The organism is Nocardia sp. FBN12 (genome assembly GCF_054031145.1).
Map to the genome: position 1 here is coordinate 3,916,011 of NZ_CM132926.1, position 24,727 is coordinate 3,940,737.

24 protein-coding genes are annotated in these 24,727 nt (G+C 68.6%); 7 read left to right on the top strand and 17 right to left on the bottom strand.

The features are described from left to right. Positions 1–431: 431 nt before the first annotated feature. From ACWZHB_RS18745 to ACWZHB_RS18755, 3 genes are all read right to left on the bottom strand, one after another. Entirely contained in the window at positions 432–2,705 is a 2,274-nt protein-coding gene (locus ACWZHB_RS18745; protein ID WP_427903160.1) for a polyribonucleotide nucleotidyltransferase, read from the bottom strand. A gap of 429 nt (positions 2,706–3,134) precedes the next feature. Then, positions 3,135–3,404, bottom strand: a complete 270-nt coding sequence (gene rpsO, locus ACWZHB_RS18750; protein ID WP_056811493.1) for a 30S ribosomal protein S15 — start codon at positions 3,402–3,404, stop codon at positions 3,135–3,137. A 127-nt stretch (positions 3,405–3,531) separates the two neighbouring features. Next, positions 3,532–4,500 (bottom strand): bifunctional riboflavin kinase/FAD synthetase, encoded by a 969-nt coding sequence (locus ACWZHB_RS18755; RefSeq protein WP_427903161.1) that lies wholly within the window; start codon positions 4,498–4,500, stop codon positions 3,532–3,534. 94 nt (positions 4,501–4,594) lie between these two features. Here ACWZHB_RS18755 and ACWZHB_RS18760 point away from each other — a divergent pair, with 94 nt between their 5' ends. Further along, positions 4,595–5,356, top strand: a complete 762-nt coding sequence (locus tag ACWZHB_RS18760) for a metal-dependent transcriptional regulator (RefSeq protein WP_427903162.1) — start codon at positions 4,595–4,597, stop codon at positions 5,354–5,356. A 21-nt stretch (positions 5,357–5,377) separates the two neighbouring features. Here the strand turns inward: ACWZHB_RS18760 and ACWZHB_RS18765 are convergent, their stop codons facing one another. Then, positions 5,378–6,220, bottom strand: a complete 843-nt coding sequence (locus tag ACWZHB_RS18765) for a hypothetical protein (RefSeq protein WP_427903163.1) — start codon at positions 6,218–6,220, stop codon at positions 5,378–5,380. A 198-nt stretch (positions 6,221–6,418) separates the two neighbouring features. After that, entirely contained in the window at positions 6,419–7,534 is a 1,116-nt protein-coding gene (locus ACWZHB_RS18770) for a LuxR C-terminal-related transcriptional regulator (RefSeq protein WP_427903164.1), read from the bottom strand. A 237-nt stretch (positions 7,535–7,771) separates the two neighbouring features. Here ACWZHB_RS18770 and ACWZHB_RS18775 point away from each other — a divergent pair, with 237 nt between their 5' ends. Next, positions 7,772–9,229: an FAD/NAD(P)-binding protein gene (locus ACWZHB_RS18775; protein ID WP_427903165.1), complete on the top strand. Its 1,458-nt coding sequence runs from the start codon at positions 7,772–7,774 to the stop codon at positions 9,227–9,229. 41 nt (positions 9,230–9,270) lie between these two features. On the opposite strand, the gene truB is transcribed toward ACWZHB_RS18775, so the two are convergent. The 3 genes from truB to ACWZHB_RS18790 all read right to left on the bottom strand — a co-directional run bounded on the left by truB (position 9,271) and on the right by ACWZHB_RS18790 (position 11,968). Beyond that, positions 9,271–10,185, bottom strand: coding sequence for a tRNA pseudouridine(55) synthase TruB (gene truB / locus ACWZHB_RS18780; protein WP_427903166.1), 915 nt, complete (start codon positions 10,183–10,185; stop codon positions 9,271–9,273). An 11-nt stretch (positions 10,186–10,196) separates the two neighbouring features. Beyond that, the gene (gene npt / locus ACWZHB_RS18785; RefSeq protein WP_427903167.1) at positions 10,197–10,868 is read right to left on the bottom strand and encodes a 4'-phosphopantetheinyl transferase Npt; all 672 of its coding nucleotides are present in this window, start codon (positions 10,866–10,868) and stop codon (positions 10,197–10,199) included. A 158-nt stretch (positions 10,869–11,026) separates the two neighbouring features. After that, complete coding sequence (locus ACWZHB_RS18790; RefSeq protein WP_427909219.1) at positions 11,027–11,968, bottom strand: metallophosphoesterase family protein; 942 nt, start codon at positions 11,966–11,968, stop codon at positions 11,027–11,029. Positions 11,969–12,135: 167 nt separating this feature from the next. Between ACWZHB_RS18790 and ACWZHB_RS18795 the strand changes: the two genes are divergently transcribed. Beyond that, positions 12,136–12,987, top strand: a complete 852-nt coding sequence (locus ACWZHB_RS18795) for a TerD family protein (RefSeq protein ID WP_427903168.1) — start codon at positions 12,136–12,138, stop codon at positions 12,985–12,987. Between the two features lie 57 nt (positions 12,988–13,044). On the opposite strand, the gene ACWZHB_RS18800 is transcribed toward ACWZHB_RS18795, so the two are convergent. Next, positions 13,045–14,256, bottom strand: a complete 1,212-nt coding sequence (locus ACWZHB_RS18800) for an alpha/beta hydrolase family protein (RefSeq protein ID WP_427903169.1) — start codon at positions 14,254–14,256, stop codon at positions 13,045–13,047. Between the two features lie 46 nt (positions 14,257–14,302). Beyond that, positions 14,303–15,655, bottom strand: coding sequence for an MATE family efflux transporter (locus ACWZHB_RS18805; protein WP_427903170.1), 1,353 nt, complete (start codon positions 15,653–15,655; stop codon positions 14,303–14,305). Positions 15,656–15,701: 46 nt separating this feature from the next. Here ACWZHB_RS18805 and ACWZHB_RS18810 point away from each other — a divergent pair, with 46 nt between their 5' ends. Together ACWZHB_RS18810 and ACWZHB_RS18815 are read left to right on the top strand one after the other, a co-directional pair. Next, entirely contained in the window at positions 15,702–15,977 is a 276-nt protein-coding gene (locus ACWZHB_RS18810) for a hypothetical protein (protein ID WP_427903171.1), read from the top strand. Then, positions 15,974–16,183 (top strand): hypothetical protein, encoded by a 210-nt coding sequence (locus ACWZHB_RS18815; protein WP_427903172.1) that lies wholly within the window; start codon positions 15,974–15,976, stop codon positions 16,181–16,183. Before ACWZHB_RS18810 ends, ACWZHB_RS18815 begins: the two co-directional genes overlap by 4 nt. Before the next feature lie 41 nt (positions 16,184–16,224). Here the strand turns inward: ACWZHB_RS18815 and ACWZHB_RS18820 are convergent, their stop codons facing one another. From ACWZHB_RS18820 to rimP, 7 genes are all read right to left on the bottom strand, one after another. After that, positions 16,225–17,223: a DHH family phosphoesterase gene (locus ACWZHB_RS18820; protein WP_427903173.1), complete on the bottom strand. Its 999-nt coding sequence runs from the start codon at positions 17,221–17,223 to the stop codon at positions 16,225–16,227. A 101-nt stretch (positions 17,224–17,324) separates the two neighbouring features. Next, positions 17,325–17,771: a 30S ribosome-binding factor RbfA gene (rbfA, locus tag ACWZHB_RS18825; protein WP_427903174.1), complete on the bottom strand. Its 447-nt coding sequence runs from the start codon at positions 17,769–17,771 to the stop codon at positions 17,325–17,327. Positions 17,772–17,833: 62 nt separating this feature from the next. After that, complete coding sequence (locus ACWZHB_RS18830) at positions 17,834–18,127, bottom strand: DUF503 domain-containing protein (protein ID WP_378628258.1); 294 nt, start codon at positions 18,125–18,127, stop codon at positions 17,834–17,836. Positions 18,128–18,222: 95 nt separating this feature from the next. After that, positions 18,223–21,243, bottom strand: a complete 3,021-nt coding sequence (gene infB / locus ACWZHB_RS18835; RefSeq protein ID WP_427903175.1) for a translation initiation factor IF-2 — start codon at positions 21,241–21,243, stop codon at positions 18,223–18,225. Positions 21,244–21,351: 108 nt separating this feature from the next. Next, on the bottom strand, positions 21,352–21,663 hold the full coding sequence (locus ACWZHB_RS18840) for a YlxR family protein (RefSeq protein ID WP_427903176.1): 312 nt from the start codon (positions 21,661–21,663) through the stop codon (positions 21,352–21,354). A gap of 85 nt (positions 21,664–21,748) precedes the next feature. Beyond that, complete coding sequence (nusA, locus tag ACWZHB_RS18845; protein WP_427903177.1) at positions 21,749–22,762, bottom strand: transcription termination factor NusA; 1,014 nt, start codon at positions 22,760–22,762, stop codon at positions 21,749–21,751. Then, complete coding sequence (rimP, locus tag ACWZHB_RS18850; RefSeq protein WP_427903178.1) at positions 22,759–23,403, bottom strand: ribosome maturation factor RimP; 645 nt, start codon at positions 23,401–23,403, stop codon at positions 22,759–22,761. The genes nusA and rimP overlap by 4 nt, the downstream gene beginning before the upstream one ends. A gap of 183 nt (positions 23,404–23,586) precedes the next feature. Here rimP and ACWZHB_RS18855 point away from each other — a divergent pair, with 183 nt between their 5' ends. Next, positions 23,587–24,228 (top strand): hypothetical protein, encoded by a 642-nt coding sequence (locus tag ACWZHB_RS18855; RefSeq protein WP_427903179.1) that lies wholly within the window; start codon positions 23,587–23,589, stop codon positions 24,226–24,228. After that, a complete protein-coding gene (locus ACWZHB_RS18860) occupies positions 24,225–24,656 on the top strand; it encodes a ferritin-like domain-containing protein (RefSeq protein WP_427903180.1) in 432 nt (143 codons plus the stop codon). The genes ACWZHB_RS18855 and ACWZHB_RS18860 overlap by 4 nt, the downstream gene beginning before the upstream one ends. Positions 24,657–24,727: the final 71 nt, after the last annotated feature.

Sequence of the window (24,727 nt, forward strand, 5' to 3'; positions counted from 1 at the left end):
ATACACTCGGAACTCCCCGGCTCGCGACCGGGGTGGGGTGGATCGGCGCGGGGTGGCCAACCTCGGGCACCCTGCCCGAAATCCACCCGCTCACACCGGATTCAGCGCGATCGGCTATGACACGATCGCGGCAATCCGGCTCGCCGCCACGCAACCAGCAATGACTCGGTTATCTCCCGACCTCCATCGTCAACCCCGACACCAAACGCGTCCGTAGACGATGAGAAGCGTATTCGTTTCGATAATAAACCGGACCAGATTCAGTCAAAATCTCGATACCGGCGAGTATTTACTGTGTCCGACCACACTATGTGAAATAACGTTGCACCAACGTTGCATCAACGTGACCCAGGTCACGAGAAGTCCGGAGACGACGAAGCCCCCGCCGTGCGAACGGCGGGGGCTTCGGCAGTCAGGTGGAGCGGCGACGCTTACTCGGCGTCGGGGGTGGTCTCCTCGACGGCAGCCGGCTCGGCGGCGGCCTCGTCTTCGACCGGGACGAGCGAGATCTTGCCGCGGTTGTCGATATCGGCGATCTCCACGCGCAGCTTGTCGCCGACGTTGACCACGTCTTCGACCTTGGCCACGCGCTTGCCGTTGCCCAGCTTGGAGATGTGCACCAGACCGTCGCGGCCCGGCAGGAGCGACACGAACGCACCGAAGGCGGTGGTCTTGACGACCGTGCCGAGGAAGCGCTCGCCGACCTTGGGCAGCTGCGGGTTGGCGATGGCGTTGATCATGTCGATCGCGGCCTGGGCCGAGGGCCCATCGGTCGCACCGACGAACACAGTGCCGTCATCTTCGATGGAGATGTTGGCGCCGGTTTCCTCGGTGATCTGGTTGATCATCTTGCCCTTGGGCCCGATGACCTCACCGATCTTGTCGACCGGGATCTTGATGGCCGTCACGCGCGGGGCGTAGGGGCTCATCTCGTCGGGATCGGTGATGGCCTCGGCCATCACGTCCAGGATGGTGGTGCGGGCGTCGTGCGCCTGGTTCAGCGCACCGGCGAGCACCTGCGAGGGGATGCCGTCGAGCTTGGTGTCCAGCTGCAGGGCGGTGACGAAGTCACGGGTGCCGGCAACCTTGAAGTCCATGTCGCCGAAGGCATCCTCGGCGCCGAGGATGTCGGTGAGCGCGACGTAGCGGACCTCGTCCTCACCCTTGTCGTTGGTGATGGTGTCGGAGACCAGGCCCATGGCGATACCCGCGACCGGCGCCTTCAGCGGCACACCGGCGTTGAGCAGCGACAGCGTCGAGGCACAGACCGAACCCATCGAGGTGGAGCCGTTGGAGGACAGCGCCTCCGAGACCTGACGGATGGCGTAGGGGAACTCCTCCTGCGAGGGCAGCACCGGCATCAGCGCACGCTCGGCGAGCGCGCCGTGGCCGATCTCGCGACGCTTCGGCGAACCGACGCGACCGGTCTCGCCGGTGGAGAACGGCGGGAAGTTGTAGTGGTGCATGTAGCGCTTGGAGGTCTCCGGGCCGAGCGAGTCGACCTGCTGCGCCATCTTCACCATGTCGAGGGTGGTGACGCCCATGATCTGGGTCTCGCCGCGCTCGAAGATCGCCGAACCGTGGGCGCGCGGGATCACGTCGACCTCGGCCGACAGCTGGCGGATATCGGCCAGGCCGCGACCGTCGATGCGGAAACCGTCGGTGAGGATGCGCTGGCGAACCAGCTTCTTGGTGACCGAGCGGAACGCGGCACCCAGCTCCTTCTCGCGACCGGTGAAGTCCTCACCCAGACGGGAGAGCACCTCGGCCTTGATCTCGTCGATCTTGGTTTCGCGGGCCTGCTTGTCGGCGATGCTCAGCGCCTGGTTCAGCTCGACCTTCGAGGTGCCCTCGACAGCCTCGAACACGTCGGGACCGTACGGCGGGAAGAGCGGGAACTCCTGGGTCGGCTTCGCGGCCAGCGCGGCCAGGTCGGCCTGGGCGCGGACCAGGCGCGCGATGAACGGCTTGGCGGCTTCCAGACCCTCGGCCACCACGGCCTCGGTCGGGGCCTGCGCACCGTCTTCGATCAGCGCGATGACCTTGTCGGTGGCCTCGGCCTCGACCATCATGATGGCGACGTCGCCGGTGTCGGTGACGCGGCCCGCGACGACCATGTCGAACACGGCGCCTTCGAGCTGCTCGACGGTCGGGAACGCGACCCACTGGCCACCGATGAGGGCGACGCGGACGCCACCGATCGGGCCGGAGAACGGGATGCCCGAGAGCTGAGTCGACGCCGAGGCGGCGTTGATGGCCACCACGTCGTAGAGGTCGGCCGGATTCAGGCTCAGGACCGTGACGACGACCTGGATCTCGTTGCGCAGACCGTCGATGAAGGTCGGGCGCAGCGGCCGGTCGATCAGGCGGCAGGTCAGGATCGCGTCGGTGGAGGGGCGGCCCTCGCGACGGAAGAACGAGCCGGGGATGCGGCCCGCGGCGTACATGCGCTCTTCGACGTCGACCGTCAGCGGGAAGAAGTCGAACTGGTCCTTGGGGTGCTTGCCCGCGGTGGTCGCCGACAGCAGCATGGTCTCGTCGTCCAGGTAGGCGGCCACGGAACCCGCGGCCTGCTTGGCCAGACGGCCGGTCTCGAAGCGGATGGTGCGGGTGCCGAAGCTACCGTTGTCGATCAGCGCGACCGATTCGAAAACTCCGGGCTCGACCTCGACCGCAGTCGAAGGGCGTTCAGTTGTCTGCGTCATATTTTCTTCTCTCGACCTCTCGTCTCGCTGGTCGCGCTGCCGTTTCCAGGCGTACTTTTCCCCTGGTGGGCGCGAACCCAGCTGTCGTCAGCCGTACCGGACACGGACACGTGGAAACCCTCCTGGCGTCCACGCGCAGCACCCGGCCGTGTCCCCTTGGCTGAAACATTCCACGCTGGAACATTCCACAAATAGGGCAACGCGGAGGCGATCATCGATCGAAGCCCGACGGCGGCGAGAACAACGCCTGCCGAAAGGCCACTACCGAAGACCGACGCCACGCGGACGGATGCATACGGCTGTCACATGTTGTAATGCAGCCGGGAACCCGATGGTCCCCGAATACACGAATAGCCAACGAGAAGAAGTGTACTTCTTCTCGTTGGCCAGGTGTCGACCGCCTCTACGAGGAGGCGTGTCTGATTCAGATCAGCGACGCAGACCCAAGCGCTCGATGAGCGAACGGTAGCGGTTGATGTCGTTGGCCTGCAGGTACTTCGACAGGCGACGACGACGACCGATCAGGGCCAGCAGGCCGTGGCGGGTGTGGTGATCGTGCTTGTGCTGCTTCAGGTGCTCGGTCAGGTCCGAGATCCGCTTCGACAGCAGCGCGATCTGCGCCTCCGGCGAGCCGGTGTCGGTGGGGTGCAGGCCGTACTCGGCGAGGATTGCCGACTTCTGCTCAGTGGTCAGCGCCATGTGGCTCGACTCCTATTTTTCAGTTCCGCGCTCGAAGGTCCGGTTACCCGGGATGGGCGCCACCGCGGACCGCAGCAAACCCGAGGAGCCACTTTACCGGACGCTCGAACGCGCTACCGAATCGGCCTTAGGCATCGGCGGCGGTGAGTACCTTGCGCGCGGCCTCGACATCGCGGCCCATCGCCTCGACCAGATCGTCGATGGTGTCGAATTTGCGCATCCCGCGCAGTTGTTCGACGAAATCGACACCGACGTGCTGGCCGTAGAGGTCGGCCTCGCCGTCGAGGACGAACGCTTCGACGGTCCGTGAGCGACCGGAGAACGTGGGGTTGGTGCCGACCGAGATCGCGGCCATCGCGCGCTCGCCGGGGGCGGCCTGACCGATCGTCGGGCCCGCGCCGAGCACGGTGAACCACCCCGCGTACACCCCGTCGGCCGGGATCGCGGCGTGCATCGGCGGGGCGACGTTGGCGGTCGGGAAACCGAGCCCGCGACCACGCCCGTCACCGTGCACGACGACACCTTCGACGCGATGGGGGCGCCCGAGCGCCTCGGCGGCGGCGGCCATATCCCCCGCGTCGACACAGGCGCGGATATAGGTGGAGGAGAAAGTGACGGCGTGTTCGCCGAGCAGGGTCACCCCGTCGACCTCGAAGCCGAACCGCTCGCCGAGGTCGCGCATCGTGTCGACGGTGCCTGCGGCCTTCTTGCCGAAGGTGAAGTTGTCGCCGACCACGACCTCGGTGACGTGCAGGCGCTCGACCAGCAGGTTGTGGACGTATTCGCCCGGGGTGAGCTTCATGAATTCCTGGGTGAACGGCATCACGCAGAAGACGTCGATCCCGAGTTCCTCGGCCAGCTCCGCGCGGCGGGTCAGGGTGGTCAGCTGTGCGGGATGCGAACCGGGTCGCACCACTTCCATGGGGTGCGGATCGAAGGTCATCAGGACCGAGGGAACGCCACGCTTGTCCGCCGCGGCGACCGCGCGGCTGATCAGCTGCGCGTGCCCCCGATGTACCCCGTCGAACACGCCGATCGTGAGAACGCAACGCCCCCAGTCCGCGGGCACGTCGTCGAGACTTCGCCATCTCTGCACAGAGCGAAGCCTACGCAAAGCGGTGCGCGAACAGAATTCCGGTGTGAGGCGGATCGCCGGTGCGCCGTTCGTCGATGTGTCATTCGGGCCAGGGATGCCTAACATTGGTGATGTGCCAGCCAAACGAGATGTCGCGACCCGTAGCGCGCTGACGCAGCCCGCCGAGCAGGCCGAACTCAGCCCCACGATCGCCCCGGAACTGTCGGCGGTGGCACAGGATTATCTGAAGGTCATCTGGACCGCCCAGGAGTGGTCGCAGGAGAAGGTGTCGACGAAACTGCTGGCCGAGCGGATCGGCGTGTCGGCGTCGACGGTGTCGGAAGCGGTCCGCAAGCTCACCGACCAGGGGCTGGTCGAGCACGCCCGCTACGGCGCGATCACCCTGACCGAACACGGCCGGCGCGCCGCGGTCGCGATGGTGCGCCGCCACCGGCTGATCGAGACGTTCCTGGTGAACGAACTCGGCTACGGCTGGGACGAGGTCCACGACGAGGCAGAGGTCCTCGAACACGCCGTCTCGGACCTGCTCATGTCCCGCATCGACGCGAAACTCGGCCATCCCGACCGCGACCCCCACGGCGATCCCATCCCGTCGGTCGACGGTGCCGTTCCCACTCCGCCCGCCCGCCAGCTCAGCGACTTCGCCGCGGGCGAATCCGGCCGGGTGGCCCGCATCTCCGACTCCGACCCCGCCATGCTGCGCTATTTCGACTCCGTCGGGATCGCCCTCGACACCGCCATCGCCGTCGAGGAGCGCCGCGATTTCGCCGGCACCATCGCCGTGCGCATCGCCTCGGCGGACTCCCCCACCGAACTCGGAACCCTTGCCGCCGAAGCTATTTGGCTCACCGCATAGCTCACGCGAGGTGGTTCCGGATCAGCAGTTGAAGTAGGCGCGGAGGCGGTCCGGTACGCCATCGGCGGAGGCACTCGACCAGCAGGTGTCGTGGGGAAACCGGACGTAGGTGGTCCAGGTTCCCGCTGTGCGGGTGATGACGCGCTGGTTGTCGCCCGGGGTGTCCCAGCGGATGACGGCCCATTGCCCGTCGCAGTCGGGGATGGTGGCGGCGGGTCCGGGATCGACGCCGAGTTCGGTTTCGATCGTGGATTCGGCGCAGGCGGGAGCCGGTTCGGGGGTGGTGTCCTGGAAGCGGAGTTGACCGGTAGCGGTGCCGCCCGGGGTGAGCAGGAACAACGTGTGCATCCCTTCGGGAACAGGATTCGTTCCCAAGGGCGCGCTCATCCCGAAGCGATAGCAACCGATTTCGGTGACGAAAGCCGCCCGGCCTTGCTCATCGGTGACACCGTCGCGACGCAGCGTTTCCACCGTCTCGCCGACGGGGATGTCGTTGCTCGCCGGATCACACGGCTGCTGCAGCGAAAGGTGTACCGGCACACCGGGAACGGGAATCCCGGACAGGGTCACGGTGTTCAGGACGACCGTACCGGTCGCGAGTTCCGGCGGCCGGGCGGTGGCCGCCGGAGTGGTGGAGGCAAGCGCGGAATTCGACTGGCCGCCGGCAGAAGTACCGGACGGCGGACCGCCGGGTACAACGGCCGGAGCCGCGCTGGGAGTGGCGACCGATATCGGTGCGGAACTCGCGATCGTCGGGCGCACCGAACTCGGTGCCGACGTCTGCGGATCACCGCCCCCGCAGGCCGCGAGCAACAGCGTCGCACCGGCGACGACGCCGATCCAGGTCTTCCCGATCGCGGTCATGGTCTGCCCTCCGACGCGCAAGCTGTACAACCTCGCTATCGCCCGATCCGAGCAGGTCGTTAACTCTGCGTCCACCACCCCTGACACCCGGCCGGTTCCGCCACCGCAATCCGGTGACTCGGCATCTGGCAGGCCGGATGATGCCGGGTACCCCGACGTGGCGCCCTGTTCGATTCGGTGGGGTCCGACGCCAGGAGCTCAGCTCGCGCGGCCGTCGAGGACACGGAGCGTGACCGATTCGGCCGCCGGTTGCCGGTATTCGGTGAACAGGGCCGCGACGAGCTCGCCACGGCTGGTGACACCCGTTTTGTCGAAGATGGATTTCACGTGGTCGCGCACGGTGTGCGCGGAGACGAGCAGGTGCCCGGCGATGGCGGCGGTGGACAGCCCCGCCGCGATCAGTTCGGTGACCTCGAGTTCGCGGCGGGTCAGTTCATAGGCCGCGACCACGAGTGCGGCGACGTCCGACGGGGTCGCGTGTTCGATCACCAGCGCCGTCGTACTCGGTTCGCCGTTCGCGTCGCGCAGGCACGAGGCGTGGCAGACGAGCCACTGCCCGGTCAGGGTGCGGATGCGAATGCGGGCGCTGTCGCCGGTGAGGCGTGCGCGTCCGGCGGTACTGAGAATCCAGACAGGCAAGGGCAATGCGAGACCGGCGGCGGTGGTGGTGGACGGGCCAGGCGGCATCAGCGCGAGCAGCTCACGGGCCTCGTCGTTCACCGAGAGCAGTGTGCCATCGGCGCCGAACAGGAGCAGACCGGGTGCGTGGTTGCCCTCCGAGCTCGCGGTCGAAGGGCGGGCGAAACCGCGCAGGCGGCGGGCCATCGGGGCCGAGAGTGTTTGCAGCACAGCGATATCAGCCGCGGCGAACGCCGCCCTGCCGCGTTCCCGGAACAGACTGACCTGGCCCCAGCCCTGCCCGTCCACCCGCAGCACGGCCCGCAGCTCGTCACCGAAACCGCGCGGCCGCATGAAGTTGCGATACAGCGGGCTCAGTGTCGGCCGGTCACCTGTCACCGCGCGCAATCCGGCCACCGGCACCGGCGCCACCGCGAGATCGCGGAACAGGTTGACGTGCTCGGCGAACAGCTCCGACTCCCAATAGATTCCACATCCGCCCTCGTGCAGGTTCTCCACCCGCACCGGCGCGGTGGTCAGCCCGTTGACCGGATCGGTGGCCACCCACACCGCCGCGTCGAAATCCACCGCCCGGCGCAGTCGGGTGGAGGTCTGCGCGAACAACTCGTGCGCGTCCGGCGCGGCCGCGATCCCGGCGAGCAGAGCGGTCATCGAAGGTGCGGCCGGGGCGGTCATGCACCTCATTGTCGTCGTGTTCCACAGCCGAGGCCATCCCGCAATCGGGGGGTCGTGCCGCGCGGAGACCGCCGACGCAGGCCACACGCGGCGGTGGAGAAGCGGCGGCCCGCATCCCGCAAACGCGGGATTCCACTGCGGCCCGCACGCGAGCACGCTGATCACGGAGCGTGCACGACGCTGTGCACGCCATCGAATGAGATTGCGCGGCAATGCCGTCCGACGACAGGAGTCGACATGCGAATCGGGATCATCGGCGCGGGAGTGGCCGCGGTGGGACTGCTCGACGCGCTCGCTCGCGCCGAAGCAGCGCCGGGCACGATCACGGTATTCGAGGCAACCGCGGCAGTCTGGCGCGGTCGTGCCTACCAGCACGACGTGCCCGCGGTGCGGGTGAACGCCCCGCCCGGGTTGATGTCGGTGCGCGCGAACGATCTCCGACATTTCGAACGGTGGCTGACGCGGCAACCGGAGGCGATGCGCTTCCTCGACCCCGGATTGGGGCAGCCGATCGTGCCACGCGCGATGTACGGGGAGTACCTCGAACACGCGGCGCGGACGTCGATCGCCCGGCTGCGGCGCGACGGGTGGCAGGTCAGCGTCGTGAACGACCGAGTCACCGGGATCGCCGAGGGCAAGCTGCGCACCGAGGGCGGTGTGACGCATCCCGTCGATCGCGTGGTGCTCTGCGTCGGCAGCGGCCGACCCCGCGATCAGTACGGGCTGACCGGAGCACCCGGCTATATCGACGAGCCGTACCCGCTCGCGCACTCCCTCGCCGAGGTCGACCCCGAAGCTCGGGTCGCCGTGATCGGCAGCGGCCTGACCGCCGTCGACATCACCGCGGCACTGACCGCCAACGGCCATCGCGGGCCGATCACCCTGCTCTCGCGCAGCGGCATCCTGCCGTTCGTCCAACAGCGGCCACGACCACTGGCACCGCGGCACCTCACGCCGGCCGCCGCGCTGGATCTCGCCGCCGGCGGTGTGGTCTCGTTCACCGATGCGGTCGCGCTGCTGCGGGCCGAATTGGCTGAACTGGGTGAGAATTTCGAGGAGTTCGCCGCCGAGATCCGCGACACGGGCACCGAAGACCCGGCGCGACGGCTGCGCCGCCAGCTCACCGAGGTCGATTCCACCCTGCTCGGTCGACGCCTGCTCACGATGGCGATTCGTACGATGGGCCCGATCCTGTGGCCCGCACTGACCGACGCCGACCGGATAATGTTGCGTACCACCCATTTCCGCACGATCAGCAGCCTCAGCTCACCCATGGTCCCGCACAATGCGGAAATCCTGCTGCGCCTGCTGGATTCGGGTCAGGTCCGGTTGCGCACCGGAATCACCGCGATCACGGCGGCTGAGACGGAGTTCACGATGACCGGCGAATCCGCATGGAACGCCGATGTCGTGATCAACGCCGTCAACCCGCCCGCCTACGTCACCCCGCAGGACACGGAGTCACTGATCGCCGACCTACTCGATAGTGGCGCAGCGGAATTCGCGCCCACCGGCGGCCTGCTGACATCCGCAACGCCCGTCGGCGGCTGGCACGTTCTCGGCAACCTGGCCGCGGATTCGATGTTCATCGCCACCAACCCACCCGGGCTCGCCGCCGAAGCGGCAAGGCTGGCCGACCACCTGACGAAGGAGACCGGCCTACCTCAACCGGCAGCGCCGATGGTGAGCATCTGATCTCCGCGGCCGTGCGGGATGGCCGACACCGAGCACGCCGGTCAGTCGCCGATCCCCCTTGGCCGCACCACCATCACCGAGCCCGCACGCTTACCGCTCTCCTCGAGCAGCGCGATGGCCCGGCCGCGTGGGTCGATGGCGGCGTAGACGCCCTTGATACCGACGGGTTCCAGCCAGCGACCGGTGCGCAGGTCGGTGGCCTGGGATTCGTCGATGTCGCGCAGCGGGAACGCGGTTTTGACCGCCGCGTCGACGTCGAGACTGAGCAGGGGCTCGTCGGCTTCGGCGGCAGCCGCGAGTTCTTCGAGTGTCCGGGCGTGCTCGAGCGTGAAGGGGCCGACCCTGGTGCGGCGCAACGCGGTCAGGTGGCCACCCACGCCGAGCGCCGCACCGAGATCCCGGGCCAAGGCCCGGATGTAGGTGCCGGACGTGCACTCGACATCCACGTCGAGATCGACGAACTCCCCGACATCGCGGCGGGCGAGGACGTCGAACCGCGACACTGTGACCGGCCGGGCGGCCAACTGCACCTCTTCGCCGGCACGCACGCGCGCATAGGCCCGTTCGCCGTCGACCTTGATGGCGCTCACCGTGGCGGGCACCTGCTCGATATCGCCGGTCAGCGCCGCCACACCGGCCGCGATCTCGTCGTCGGTGACGTGCAGCGCGGGCGTCGTCGCGGTGACTTCCCCCTCGGCGTCGTCGGTGTTCGTGGCTTGGCCGAGCCGGATCGTCGCGGTGTAGGCCTTGGTGGTGAGCAGCAGCTGGCCGAGCAGTTTCGTGGCCCGCTCCACCCCGAGCACCAGCACACCGGTGGCCATCGGGTCGAGCGTGCCCGCATGCCCGACCTTCTTGGTCTGCAACAGCTTTCGGCCGCGCGCCACGACATCGTGGCTGGTGAGCCCGCTGTCCTTGTCGACGATCACGAGACCGCCCAGCTCGCCGACCCGCGACACGCGCGCCGCCATCAGCCGTGCGCGATCGCGGTCAGGATCAGCCCGTCGGCGATCAGCCAACTGCCGTCGAACTGCGTCAGCGGGGCGCCGCCGTCGTTCGTCAGACCCGGCACCAGCAGCTTCGTGTGAAAGGTTCCGGAACCGGAATCCGAGGTGCGGGAATCTATCTCGAACGTGATGTGGGCGTCCTCGAAACCGAGCCAGCGCAATGTCAGCGGGAACCAGGCCTTGAAGGTGGCTTCCTTGGCACAGAACAACAGGCGATCCAGGTGCAGGCCCTCGCCGTCCGTGTCGGACAGCCACTTGCGTTCGGCGGGCAGGCTGACCGAATCGAGCACGCCCTCGGGCAGCGCGCCGTGCGGTTCGGCATCGATGCCGACCGAACGAAAACGCAACGCGTGCGCCATCGCGGCGGCCCGGTAGCCGTCGCAATGGGTGAGGCTGCCGACGATGCCACGGGGGAACAGCGGCATGCCACGCTCACCCTTACCGATCGCGACGGGCTGCTCACCGAGCTCTTCGAGCGCGAGGCGAGCGCAGTGCCTGGCGCCGATGAAATCGCGGCGGCGCTTCTCGACGGACTTGGCGATGAGGTGCTCTTCGGCGGGATGCGCCGTCAAGTCCTCGGGAAACACCAACAACTCCGCCGAAGCCACACTCCGCGGCAAAATCCTCTCCAGCAAGTGCTTGTCCGCCTCTCCGCGTATTCAGGCCAGACTCAGGTGCCGGTTGGGTCAGCGTCGGCGTCTGGCGGTACCGGGTGGGCGGGGATTGCTCGTACCCGGTGAGTTACCGATGTGCTTACGAAATCAGGTGGTGGGATCTCGTGCAAATTCACTGGTCAGATACCTCGGCGGCGGTCGGATTTGGCTCGCATTTCGGCGGCTGCGGCTTCCATCTCCGGTGTCACCTTGAAGTGGCCGCCCCAGGCATTGAGGTCGCCCTCGGCGTATTCGGGGTCGGGGAGGATCTGTCGCAGTAGGGGGTCGGGCATGCCTCGGCGTTTCCATTCGCGGGGGTAGCCGAGGGAGACCTCTTCGAAGCGGACGCCGTCGTAGTAGGTGGTGCGGGGGATGTGCAGGTGGCCGTAGACCGAGCAGACCACGTTGTAGCTGGTGTGCCAGTCGGCGGTCAGGTCGGTGCCGCACCACAGCGAGAACTCCGGGTAGAACAGGATGTCGGTGGGCTGGCGGACCAGGGGGAAGTGGTTGATCATCACCAGCGGGGTTTCCGGCGGCAGGGCGTCGAGGCGGCGCTGGGTGTACTGGACGCGGGCGTGGCACCAGGCGTCGCGGGTGAGGTACGGGTCGGGGGTCAGCAGGAACTCGTCGGTCGCGACGACATTGCGTTCGCGCGCCAGCGCCAAACCCTCCGCCTTGGTCTTCGTGCCCGCCGGACGCCACGAGTAGTCGTACAGCAGGAACATCGGGGCGAGGGTGACCCCGCCGCCGTACTTCTCGGCACCCGAACCCGTCCACACCGGGAACGGGTCCTCCGGCGTCACGACATCGAGGTCACGGCACATCGCCACGAGATAGTCGTAGCGCGCGGCCCCGTGCATCTGCACCGGATCCTTCGGCGTCGTCCACAGCTCGTGATTGCCCGGCACCCAGATCACCTTGGCGAAGCGGCCGCGCAACAACTCCAGCGCCCACCGCACCTCCTCGGCCTTCTCCCCCACGTCCCCGGCCACGATCAGCCAGTCCTCGGGCGAATCGGGCACGATCTGCTCCACCACAGGCTTGTTCCCCTGATGTCCCACATGCACATCGCTGACCGCCATCAACTTCGGAATCACCTGTCCACAGTGGCACACCGACCGCCGAGCGGTGCGCGAGCACCCGCCACAGACCGCGCCCGCCTCCCCGTGAACGGTTAGGATTTCCCGGATAACGTTGTGTCACTGCAATTCTGGGGGATCTTGTGCTGTTGGCAAAAGGGGGCAACTGTGTGCTGCCCGAGGGACGGGTCGAGGTTGAGCCCGGCCTGTTGAACGGCTCGCTTCCGCAGCTGTTCGCGGTGTGTCTCGACGACACCGGTCGGCTACGCGCGGCAGGCGACCTGGTTGTCCCCGGTGGGGAACGCTCGACCGACGGTGCGGTCGAGGTCGAGGAGGGTGCGGTCCGGGTCGACCCGAATCTGGTCGACCCGGCGATCGCCCGGGTGGTGGTCGTCGTCAGCGCCGGCGAGCGCGGGTTCGCCGGCCGCGAGATTCGGACCGTCGTGCGGGCCGGCAGCACGGAGATCGTCGCGGTGAGCAGCGGATTCTCGGCGGAGAAGCTCGTCATGCCGGTCGAGCTGTATCGCCATCAGGGGCGATGGAAGGTTCGCCACCTCGGCGAGGGCTACGCGAACGGGATCGTCGGCCTCGCGCACGACATCGGACTAGCGCTGCCTGCGCAGCCCGACCTCGGCCCTCGATCCGCGAACGCGACGACAGGTTCAGGTCGATCGACGCCGGCCGCAGGCCCAGCCGTGGCGCCCGCGGCGCCCGGCGGCGAACCGCAGACACCGGGCGCACGGATCGCCGGTGTTCTGATGGGCCTCGCGATCTTGCTGTTCTTCGGCGCCCTCGCCTTCATCAGCCTGCCCGAGTCCGGCGATGCCGGCGTCAAGTGCGGCACCGAGGTGATGGATGCCGACGATGTGTGCGTCACCGACAACACCGTCCGCCACAACCGCGACGAACAGGAAGATATCAACCAGCGAGGCGATTTCCTCGGGCTCTTCTGCTTCGTCCCGCTCGCGCTGGTCGGCGCCGCCGTCATCTACGGCTCGGTGAAGAAGGACTCGCCCGGCTAGCCGCGCTGGAGCGCCCCGGCTCCGGCGACCGGACGACGTATCCGCCCGGTCCGCCCGTCAGGCGGCGAGCAAGCCGTCGACGAAAGCCAGCACCTTCTCCCGCGCTTCGACGCCGACCTCTTCGTGTCCGCCCGGGTACTGCGCGAACTCCACTCGGGTGCCCGCCGAACGCATCTGCGTGAGCAGCGCGAGCGTCATCGGCAGCGGAACCACGGTGTCGGCCGCGCCGTGGGCGATCAGGATCGGTTGTCGATAGCCGAGCGTCGGGACGACCATGTAGTCGTGCAGGGCGGCGCCGATACCGTTGGCGGACAGAGGTTTCGCGAGCAGTGAGCCGATCGACGCACCGCCGACGGCCCGGTCGAAATCGTCGACACAGCTGGTGGCTACGGCGTCGACCACCTCGCGCCCGCGGGCGCTGAGCAGGCCGTTCACATCCAGGTCCGGTCGGGTGGCGCGCAGCCCGGCGAGCATGCCCGCGAACGGGCCGACGAGCCGGTCCACGATCGGCAGGTTCGGGATGCTCGGGTCGAGCCGGGACAGGATCTGTTCGAAATTGGATTCCGGCGCCAGCGCCACGGTGCCGCGGAAATCGAGTTCGGGCGCGTAGTCGTCGGCGAGATTGCCGGTGCCCAGCGCGGCATGCCCGCCTTGGGAACCGCCGACCACGGCCCAGGTCTTCGCCAGGCTCGGCTCCGCGGCCCGTGCCGCACGCACCAGGTCGATCGTGGCCGTGGCCTCGGTGCGGGTGTGCAGATAAGGGTGCACGGTATCGGAGCCGGCCGACAGGCCGAGGTAATCCGGGGCGAGGACCGCCCAGCCGCGATCGAGGAATGCCTGCAGCAGCGGGCGCTCGTTGCGGGCCTGGTTGGTGGTGAGGCCGCAGTGGGGCGCGAGGCCGCTGGTCCCGTGATCCCACGCGACGACCGGATACCCGCCTGCCGGCGCGGGCGACTCCGGGAGCAGCAGCAGGCCGGCCGCCGCCGTGGTGCCGCGCGTCGCGCCCTCCGTGCGATATTCGACGATGGCCGCGCGCGACCATTCACCCCAGCCCGCGGGCAGCGCGGTGTGCGAGATCAATTGTCCGGGCGCGCTGGGCACCGCCTGCGCCGCGGGCAGCCCACCTACCGCACCGATCAGGACCAGCGCCGCGGACACGGCCACCCGGCTACCTCGGGAAATCACCTTGCGCACGGTCTCCGCCTCCATCGTCGGCACGTCGTCCCTTCGACGGTAGGCGATCGTCGGCGGGGAAGCGCGGTCATACATTGCATCGTCATCAATCCCCCTGCGCATCAACGGATTCCCCGCGCAGCTACGCGGCACCGTGCGGGAGTTCGGCACCTACCTTGGCCCACCGCCCCGATCGTGCGCGAGCGACGACAGCGAGCAACCGGCCCAGCATGAAGACGACCAGGCCGGTCCAGATGCCGGCGACGCCCCAGTCGAAGATCAATGACAGCCAGATCAGCGGGAGGAAGCCGATCAGGGCGGCAGCCAGGGTCGCCGTGCGCAGGAAGGCGGCGTCGCCCGCGCCGAGCAGGACACCGTCGAGGGCGAAGACCGCCCCGGCTACCGGGATCATCGCGACGAAGAACCACCAGATGACGTGGGTGCGGTCGAGGACCTGGAGGTCATCGGTGAACAGCAGCGGGATCACCGCCGCCCCCGCGGCGAAGGCGGCGGCCAGGAGCAGCGAGAAGGCGACCGACCATGCGGTGACTCGGCGCGCGATTGCCTTGGCGCCGTCGGCACTACCCGCGCCGAGCGCCGCGCCGACCAGCGTCTGGGCGGCGATGGCGAGTGAATCCAGGGTCAGGGCCAGGAAGTTCCAGAGTTGCAGGACGACCTGATGGGCCGCGACGGAGGCGGCGCCGAAACGGGCGGCCACCGCGGCGGCGGACACGAAACAGATCTGGAAGGACAGGCTGCGGACGATGAGGTCGCGGCCGAGGACGAGTTGCGCGCGCATCACCGCGAGTTGTGGACGCAACGAAACACGTTCGCGCAGCAAGGCATAGGCGAACAGGACGCCCGAAACCGACTGCCCGACGAGATTGGCCACCGCCGAACCGGCCAGCTCCATCCGCGGCGCGCCGAGTAGTCCGTACACCAGCACCGGACACAGCACCGCCGAAAGTGCCAGGCCCACAATCACATAGGTCAGTGGCCGTCGCACGTCCTGCACACCGCGCATCCAGCCGTTGCCCGCCATCGCCAGCAGGATCAGCGGCACGCCGAACAGCGCGATCCGCACCCAGATCAGTGCTTCGCCGGCGATCTCCCCACCGCCGGAGAGCACCGAACACAGCGGCACCGCGAACAATTGGATCACCGCGACGATCACGAAGCCCACCGCCAGCCCCACCCAACTGGCTTGGACGCCTTCCTCGACCGCGCCGACCCGGTCCCCCGCACCGTGTCTGCGGGCCGCGCGCGCGGTGGTTCCGTAGGACAGGAACGTCAGCTGGGTGCTCACCGTCCCGAGAATCACCGCGCCGACGGCCAGCCCGGCCAGCGCCAGCGCGCCGAGTCGGCCGACCACCGCGATGTCGAAAAGCAGATACAGCGGCTCGGCGACCAGCACTCCGAGGGTGGGCACCGCGATACCCAGGATGCGTCGGGGCCCCGCCCGGTCGACCTCGTCGCCGGTCACGGCCTCGTCCATCGGTTCAGCGGACCCCACACCGACCTCCCACCCTTGTCATGGACCCATGGCCCGGAACGCGCTGTCGACCTGCCGATGGTGGCACACCCCACCGACACCGCCGCCCAGCGCGCGAATCGACGCACCAGGCCGGGGGCCGGCGGCGAGCACCTCGACCTCGCTCGCCGCCCTCCGAGCAACCCTCGGCGACCGGTACGTGCGCCGCCTCTGCGTCGCCGTGTTCTTCCCGTTCGGCACCTTCGTCGCACTGGCCACCTTCGGCCAGGCCCTGCTGGAACCGTCCGGCGTCAGCGCCGACGCGGCAAGCATCGTGCGCTGGTGAACGTCCTCGCCGGGGTGGTCGGCTGCGCGGTGATACCGGTCGCGGTCCTACGCCGCGGCGTCGAACTCCCCGCGGTCATGATCGGCCTCGTCGCCCTCGCCCCCGGCCTGGCAACTGGCTTCCTGGCCTTCACGTTCTGCGACACCACCACGATCCCCGGCGTCCCCCTCGCCCTACGGCTGCGCCGCGACTCCGCCGTCATCTGACCAAGCCACCGGACGCACTGGCGCGGTCCGGTGACATCACCTCATCCCAGCGCGGTGATCAGCGCGCGCACAACATCGTCGGGGTTGCCGTAGGTGGTGTAGCCGGCGGCGAAGCGGTGGCCGCCGCCGCCGAAAACGCCGGCTACCGCGGCGACGTCGATGCCGTCGGTGCGGCCGGGGGCGGAGTCGCGGGAACGCAGCGAGACCGTCCAGCGGTCGTTCTGGCCGCGAGCTTCCTTGAAGACGGCGGCGATCCCTGCTTCGGCAGTGGTGCGAATGACGTCGATGACGCTTTCGACCTCTTCGGGGCCCACGTCGTGGGTGTCGGCGGCGCGAACGAGCGCGTAGACCAGACCGACACCGGCGGCGGAGGGCACGACCACCGCGGTGGACAGCACCTTCGACAGCATCGGCAGCCAGGTATAGGGGTGGGTATCGAGCAGAACTCGGGTGATCTCGGTGCCGTCGATGCCGGTGGCGAGCAGGCGCTCGGCCATGGCGTGGCTGCCGGGACGGGCCCAGCGGAACGAGCCGGTGTCGGTGACCAGGCCCGCGAACAGGCAGTGCGCGATGGGGGCATCGATCTCCACACGCCAGGCGTCGAGCAGGCGGGTAACGAGTTCGGTGGTCGAGGCCGCGGATTCGTCGATCAGATCGACGGTGCCGAAGCCGTCGTTGGCGCGGTGGTGATCGATCACCAATGTCATGGTGGCACCGGGTAATCGGTCGGCCAACGAACCGAGTCGACTGCGCGCCCCGCAGTCGACGACGATCAACAGATCGACCACCTCGGGTACCTGCGCGGGCGGTACCACAAGCTCCACCCCCGGCAGCGTGCGTAACGACGCGGGCAGATCAGCGGGCTCGGCGAAGGACACGCACACCGGCACATCGCGCCGGCGCAGCGCCAAAGCCAGTGCCAGCCCGCTACCGACGGTGTCGGCATCTGGCTGCACGTGGCACAGGATCGTCACCGAGCGCGCCGCCGCCAGTGCGGCGACGGCCGCGCCCAGTTCGGTCCCGTCGCGGACGCTGGTCATCCGGCCACCGGTCGCCGGCCCGACAAGGCGGTGCCCACCGGGCAGGACGCGGCGTCCTGCGTGGTCACTCGAGCTACCGGGCGCTGACCGGACATGCCTGCCTACTCGTCTTCGTCGTCGCGATCGACCTTGTACGGGTCGGCCTCGCCCGCGTGCTTGGCGTTGGCGGCGACCTTGGCCACCTCGTCGTCGATGGCGCGAGCCCTGGCGAGCAACTCTTCCATCTCGCGGGCCACCTCGGGCACCTTATCGAGTGTGAAAGACAGGATCGGGGTGAACTTCACTCCGGTCCCCGCGCCCACCTTCGACCGCAACACACCCTTGGCCGCATCCAACCCGGCGGCGGCTTCGGCGTAGTCGGGTTCGGCGTCGATGGTCTCGCCCATGACCGTGTAATAGATATTCGCCTCGCGCAGATCGCCGGACACCTTGGCATCGGTGACGGTGACGAACCGCAGCCGCGGATCCTTGATCTCGTATTCGATCGCGGTGGCCACGATCGCGGAAATCCGCTTGGCGAGCCGGCGTGCCCTGGCTTGATCCACCATGGCGGTGCTCCTTTCTATGGCGGCGTGGGTGAGGCCAGGGCCTTGACACCCATGCCGCAGCCTCAGTCTTCGGGTCCGAAGATCCGGCGGCGTACTGCCAGCAACTCTATCTCCGGACGCGCGGCAACGTGCCGCTCACATTTGTCGAGCACCTCGTTCAGGTGTCCCGTTTCCGCACTGACCATGGCCACACCGAGCAGTGCCCGGCGGTGCAGGTCCTGATCTCCGGCTTCGGCGGCATTCACGCCGAAGCGCTTTCCCAGCTCGGCGAGGATCGGCCGGATCACCGACCGCTTCTCCTTGAGCGAATGCACGTCACCGAGCAGTAGATCGAATTCGAGCGCACCGATGAACAGCGGTGCTCACCTCCTGATAGATGGGGTAGCCGCAAGACCCCACGCCGCACCCGACGAATCGGATGCGGCGTGGGTCGAACGGTTATTGCGTTTGATCAGTCGCGCGGCTTTTCACGAAGCTCGTAAGCCTCGATGATGTCGCCGTCCTTGATGTCGCTGTAGGTGACGGTCATACCGCACTCGAAACCTTCGCGCACCTCAGGAGCGTCGTCCTTCTCCCGCTTGAGCGAGGAGATGGTCATCGTCTCCGCGATCACTCGGCCGTCACGGATCAGGCGCGCCTTGGCGTTGCGCTTGACCGAGCCCGAGGTGACCATGCAACCGGCGATGTTGCCGATCTTGGACGAACGGAAGATCGCGCGGATCTCGGCGCGGCCCAGCTCGACCTCTTCGTAGATCGGCTTGAGCATGCCCTTGAGGGCCTTCTCGATCTCGTCGATCGCCTGGTAGATGACCGAGTAGTACCGGATGTCGACGCCTTCGCGGTTGGCCAGCTCAGTGGCCTTGCCCTCCGCGCGAACGTTGAAGCCGATGATGATCGCGTTGGAGGCCGACGCCAGGTTGACGTTGGTCTCGGTGACGCCACCGACACCGCGGTCGATGACGCGCAGACGCACCTCGTCGTCGATCTCGATGCCGAGCAGGGCCTCTTCGAGGGCCTCGACGGTACCGGAGTTGTCGCCCTTGAGGATCAGGTTGAGCTCCGAAGTCTCCTTCAGTGCGGCATCCAGATCTTCCAGGCTGATCCGCTTGCGGCTGCGAGCGGCCAGTGCGTTGCGCTTGCGCGCATTGCGGCGATCGGCGATCTGACGGGCGATGCGGTCTTCCTCGACCACGATCAGGTTGTCACCAGCGCCGGGGACGGAGGTGAAACCGATGACCTGGACCGGGCGCGACGGGGTCGCCGCGTGGACGTCCGCGCCGTGCTCGTCGACCATGCGACGGACGCGACCGTAGGCGTCGCCCGCCACGATCGAGTCACCGACGTGCAGGGTGCCGCGCTGGATGAGCACGGTGGCAACGGGGCCACGGCCGCGGTCGAGGTGCGCCTCGATGGCGACACCCTGGGCGTCCATGTCCGGGTTGGCCCGCAGGTCGAGCGAGGCATCCGCGGTCAGCAGCACTGCTTCGAGCAGCGCGTCGATGTTGGTGCCCTGCTTGGCCGAGATGTTGACGAACATGGTGTCGCCGCCGTACTCCTCGGTGACCAGGCCGTACTCGGTGAGCTGCTGCTTGATCTTGTCCGGGTTCGCACCCTCTTTGTCGATCTTGTTGATCGCGACAACGATCGGCACATCAGCGGCCTGCGCGTGGTTGATCGCTTCCACCGTCTGCGGCATGACGCCGTCGTCGGCCGCGACCACGAGGATCGCGATATCGGTGGCCTTCGCACCACGCGCACGCATGGCGGTGAACGCCTCGTGACCCGGGGTGTCGATGAAGGTGATCAGACGCTCTTCGTCGTTGAGGTTGGTGAGCACCTGGTAGGCACCGATGTGCTGGGTGATGCCACCGGCCTCGCCCTCGGCGACGTTGGCCTTACGGATCGTGTCGAGCAGTCGGGTCTTACCGTGGTCGACGTGACCCATGACGGTCACGACCGGCGGACGGTGCTCGAGGTCGTCCTCGCCGCCGGCGTCTTCGCCGTAGGTGAGGTCGAACGACTGCAGCAGTTCGCGATCTTCGTCCTCGGGGCTGACCACGTGGACGACGTAGTTCATCTCGCCGCCGAGCAGCTCGAGGGTCTCGTCGTTCACCGACTGGGTCGCGGTGACCATCTCGCCGAGGTTGAACAGTGCCTGCACCAGAGCTGCGGGGTTCGCGTCGATCTTCTCGGCGAAGTCCGACAGCGAGGCGCCACGAGCGAGGCGGATGACCTCACCGTTGCCACGGGGCAGACGCACGCCACCGACGGCGGGAGCCTGCATGTTCTCGTACTCGGCGCGCTTGGCCCGCTTCGACTTGCGGCCACGGCGAACCGCGCCACCGGGACGACCGAACGCACCGGCTGCGCCACCACGGCCACCGGGACCACCGGGACGACCGCCGCCGCCACCGGGACGACCACGGAAACCACCGGCCGCGGGAGCACCGGCACCGGGAGCGCCTGGGGCACCGCCACCGCCACCGCGGTAACCGCCACCGCCGCCGCCACCACCGGGACGGCCTGCGCCGCCACCGCCGGGAGCGCCACCGGGACGACCCGGACGGCCACCGGCCGCGGGGCCGGGACGTGCGGAGCGGGCCGGCATGGCACCGGGGTTCGGACGCGGAGGCATCGAACCCGGGTTGGGACGGGGACCACCGGGACGCGGGGCACCGCCCTGCGCGGCGGCCGGACGCTGACCCTGACCACCCTGACCGGGGCGGGGACCGCCCTGACCGGGAGCCGGACGCGGGCCACCCTGACCGGGAGCCGGACGGGGACCGCCCTGACCCGGAGTCGGGCGAGGACCGCCCTGACCCTGACCGGCCGGACGCGGCGCGGGACGCTCACGATCGGGGGCGGAGCTGAACGGGTTGTTGCCGACGCGCGGAGCCTTGGGCCCCGGCTTCGGGCCGGGACCGGCCGGACGCGGGCCCGGTGCGGCCGCACCGGGAGTGGCCTGGCCCGGACGGGTCTGACCCGCGGCCGGAGCCTGGGTCGGACGCGGCGCGGGAGCCGGGCGCGGGCCGGGCGCCGGAGCGCCTGCGGGCTTGGTAGCCGGAGCCGACTGCGCGGCGGCCGGAGCGGGGCTCGCGGGTGCCGGGGTAGCGGGCTTCGCCTCGACCGGGGCGGCCTGTTCGGGCTTCGGCGCGGCCGGCGCGGCAGCGGCTGCCGGGGCGGGAGCGGCCGGAGCCGGACGCGGACCGGGGCGGGGGCCACCGGGGGTGGGCTTGGCAGCCGGACGGGCTGCTGCTGCCGACGACGGGCCGGGACGGGCCGCCGACTTGGCATCGGCCGCCGGAGCGGACTTCGACGCCAGAGATTCGCGCAGACGACGTGCGACGGGTGCTTCCACCGTCGAGGACGCCGACTTCACGAACTCGCCTTGCTCCTTGAGCTTCGCGAGTAGTTCCTTGCTTGTGACACCGAGTTCCTTAGCCAACTCGTGCACGCGGGCCTTGCCTGCCACTGCTCTCCTCACTGAGAGGCCGAGCAGTGACGCCGCCTAGGTAAGGCGGGCCCGCACGACCTCGGGTTATCTCCGACGGACGTTCATCGTTGGTGCTTCACGGTGTGCTCATGAGTGCTCGTGCCTGTTCTCGAGGTACTGCTCCAGGGCTGAGATATCCAGATTTCCGGACACTCGTAGGGCTCTGCCGAATGCTCGGCGCCGCTCTGCGGAACGCAAACAAGCTGAAACGGGGTGCAGCCAGGCACCCCGTCCGGGAAGTCTGCGCCGCGGATCGGGAACAATCGCGACATCGGTGTCCCGATGCTGCGCCACGATCCGCAACAGGTCGGCAGACGACTCGCGCTGACGGCATCCGATACAGGTGCGAACGGATTGCGCGGGCCGGTCCTGTACCCACTCTACCGGTGACCCGGTCATAACGACGAACCCCTCCCCTCCGGAAGTTACGAACATGTCATCCGCAGGCAGGAATTCGACGTTCTCGAATCAACTACGGTGCGCGCTACGGCCGGGCGGACTCGTCCGGTATCGGAGCCGCGTCGCTGCGGATATCGATCCGCCAGCCCGTCAGACGGGCCGCCAGGCGGGCATTCTGGCCCTCCTTGCCGATGGCGAGGGAGAGCTGGAAGTCGGGCACGACCACGCGGGCCGCCCTGGCGTCCGGATCGACGACAGTGACCGACACCACCTTCGACGGCGAGAGTGCGTTGCCGACAAAGGTCGCCGGATCCTCGTCGTAGTCGATGATATCGATCTTCTCGCCGGCCAGTTCGCTCATCACGTTGCGCACGCGCTGACCCATCGGGCCGATGCACGCGCCCTTGGCGTTCACGCCCTGCACGGTGGACTGCACGGCGATCTTGGAACGGTGTCCCGACTCGCGCGCCACCGCGACGATCTCGACGGACCCGTCGGCGATCTCGGGCACCTCGAGCGAGAACAGCCGACGCACCAGGTTCGGGTGCGTGCGCGAGAGCTGGATCTGCGGGCCACGGGGGCCACGCGAGACGCCGTAGACGTAGCATTTGATCCGATCGCCGTGCTCGTAGGTCTCCCCCGGCACCTGTTCGGCGGGCGGGATCAGCCCCTCGGCGCCGTTGGCCTCGCTACCGATACGGACCACCACGATGCCGCGGGCGTTGGCCCTGGCGTCGCGCTGGACCACGCCACCGACGATCTCGCCCTCATGGGTGGCGAAGTCGCCGAAGGACTTCTCGTTCTCGGCGTCACGCAGCCGCTGCAGCACCACCTGACGGGCGGTTGTCGCGGCGATGCGGCCGAAACCCTCAGGGGTGTCGTCCCATTCGGAGATCACGTTGCCGTCGGCGTCGAGTTCGCGCGCCATCACCCGCACCACACCGGTCTTCTGGTTGATGTCGATGCGCGCGTTGGCCTCGTGGCCGTCGGTGTGCCGGTAGGCGGTGAGCAGTGCCGACTCGATCGCCGAGATCACGGTCTCGATCGAGATACCTTTGTCGGCGACGATCGCCCGCAAGGCTTCGATTTCAATATTCATTCCGCAACCCCTTCGGTGGGAGTGTCACTGTGTTGTCCTGGTGCGGCGAGGTCGGCGGGTTCTTCGCCCGGTACGGGGCGACCCGGCGCGATGCCGCCCGCGAGTTCGAGTTCGGCCGCACCCGGTGCGTTGAACTCGACCTGGACGACAGCCTCGGCGATATCGGTGAGCGGAACATGAACGCGATGGGGCTTGACCTTGCCGCCGATCACGAGCGCGATGGCGGGGTTCTCGGTGGCGGCGTCGTCGGCGAGGCGGCCGACGCGCGCGTCGAAACGGGCCTTGCCCTCGATCCGCTCGGCACCGTCGGCCAGCTTGACGCGGACCTTGCGGCCCTGTGCGCGCCGCCAGTGCCGTTCGGTGGTGAGCGGGCGCTCCACGCCGGGTGTCGTCACTTCGAGCAGGTAGGCGGCTTCACCGAAATCGCCTGCGGCATCGAGAAGTTCGGACATCTCACGGCTGAGCGCGGCGATGGCGTCCAGATCGGCGGGGCCGTCGCTGTCGACGGTGACCTTCACCCGGACCGGAGCCAGCTCGCCATTGCCCGCGGCGGCGATCGCGACGCCCTCGAGGTCGAATCCCCGGCGTGCGACGAGCTCAGCGACTAGCTGGCTCACCCTTTCCTCGGTGGGCATCGGCATATGGGCAGCTCCTGGTTCAGTTGTGACGCGATCGGAAATATCTACGCCGAAGGTCTAGCGTAACGCGCTCAGAGAGTGTAAAGGACCAGGCGCTGAGCACCACGCACCGGTCCAGCTCGGCGTGCCAGACGCGTGTCACCACGCGCGCGAACTACCCGCGCGGGATCTGGCACGATGGTGCACGTGCCCCACCGCCATACCGCCCCGCCGAACGCCGGGCGACCTTCCGGCATGCGCTCCGACCGGCACGAACCCCTTCCGCTGCGGGTCGAGCCTGCCATCGCGTCCACCCAGCCGACCTGGCGCCGCCGTACTCTGCTCCGACTCGCCGGCGCGAGCGCGATCGGCATTCCGGCGGTAGCCACCCTGACCGCCTGCGCCGAGGACGATACCGTGCACGCGCCGGATCCCCTTGCCGCACAAGAAGTTCTGGCCCGCGCCGATGCCGCCGCCGCGACGGCCGCCATCGCCATGGCGCCCCAATCGAACGCCGCGTTGAGCACGATCGCCGCCGAGCGCACCGCGCACGCCGACGCGCTACGCACCGAGATCGACCGGGTGATCGGCGTTTACGGCGACGGCACCACCCCCGTGCATCGCACCGGCGCGCTGACCGTCCCCGGACCCGACGGTTCTCCGGTACCCGCCACGGAGGTCGAGACCGCCGCCGCGCAGCCGGCTACTGTGGCCCAGCTGCGGGATCAGCTGGTGCGCTCCCAACAGTCCGCCGCCGCGCTGGCTCGCACCGAATCCGGTTATCGCGCAGGGCTTCTCGCGTCGATCAGTGCGGCCTGCGCCACCGAGGCAGGAGTTCTGCTGACATGACCGACCAACGCAAGTCCTTGCAGAACGCGCTCGATGCCGAGTATGCCGCCGTCTACTCCTACGGCCTGATCGCCGCGTACGCCAACGCCGACCGGGCCCGCCTGGTCGCCGAGTTCAGCGCCGCGCATCGAGCACGCCGCGACGCCACGATCGAGTTGCTCGAAACCGGTGGCACCGCACCCGAACCGCCTGCCGCGGCGTACAACCCACCCGCGCCCGTCGACGACCCGATCCCGGCCGCGCACCTCGCGGTGAGCGTCGAATCCGATTGTGCCGCGGAGTGGTACGCCGTCGTCGAGAACGCCACCGACGAATCGGTACGCGCCGTCGCGACGGAGGCGCTCACCGAAGCCGCCCTCCGCCGGGCCCGCTGGCAATCGATCCTGGGCACCGGCCCGTGGACCGTGGCCTTCCCGGGCCGGGCGTAGCCGCAGCCGTCGTCGAACATCCACGCCTCCGGCGTGATCGTGCCTACCCCGTCGCTCCAGTTTTCCGACCG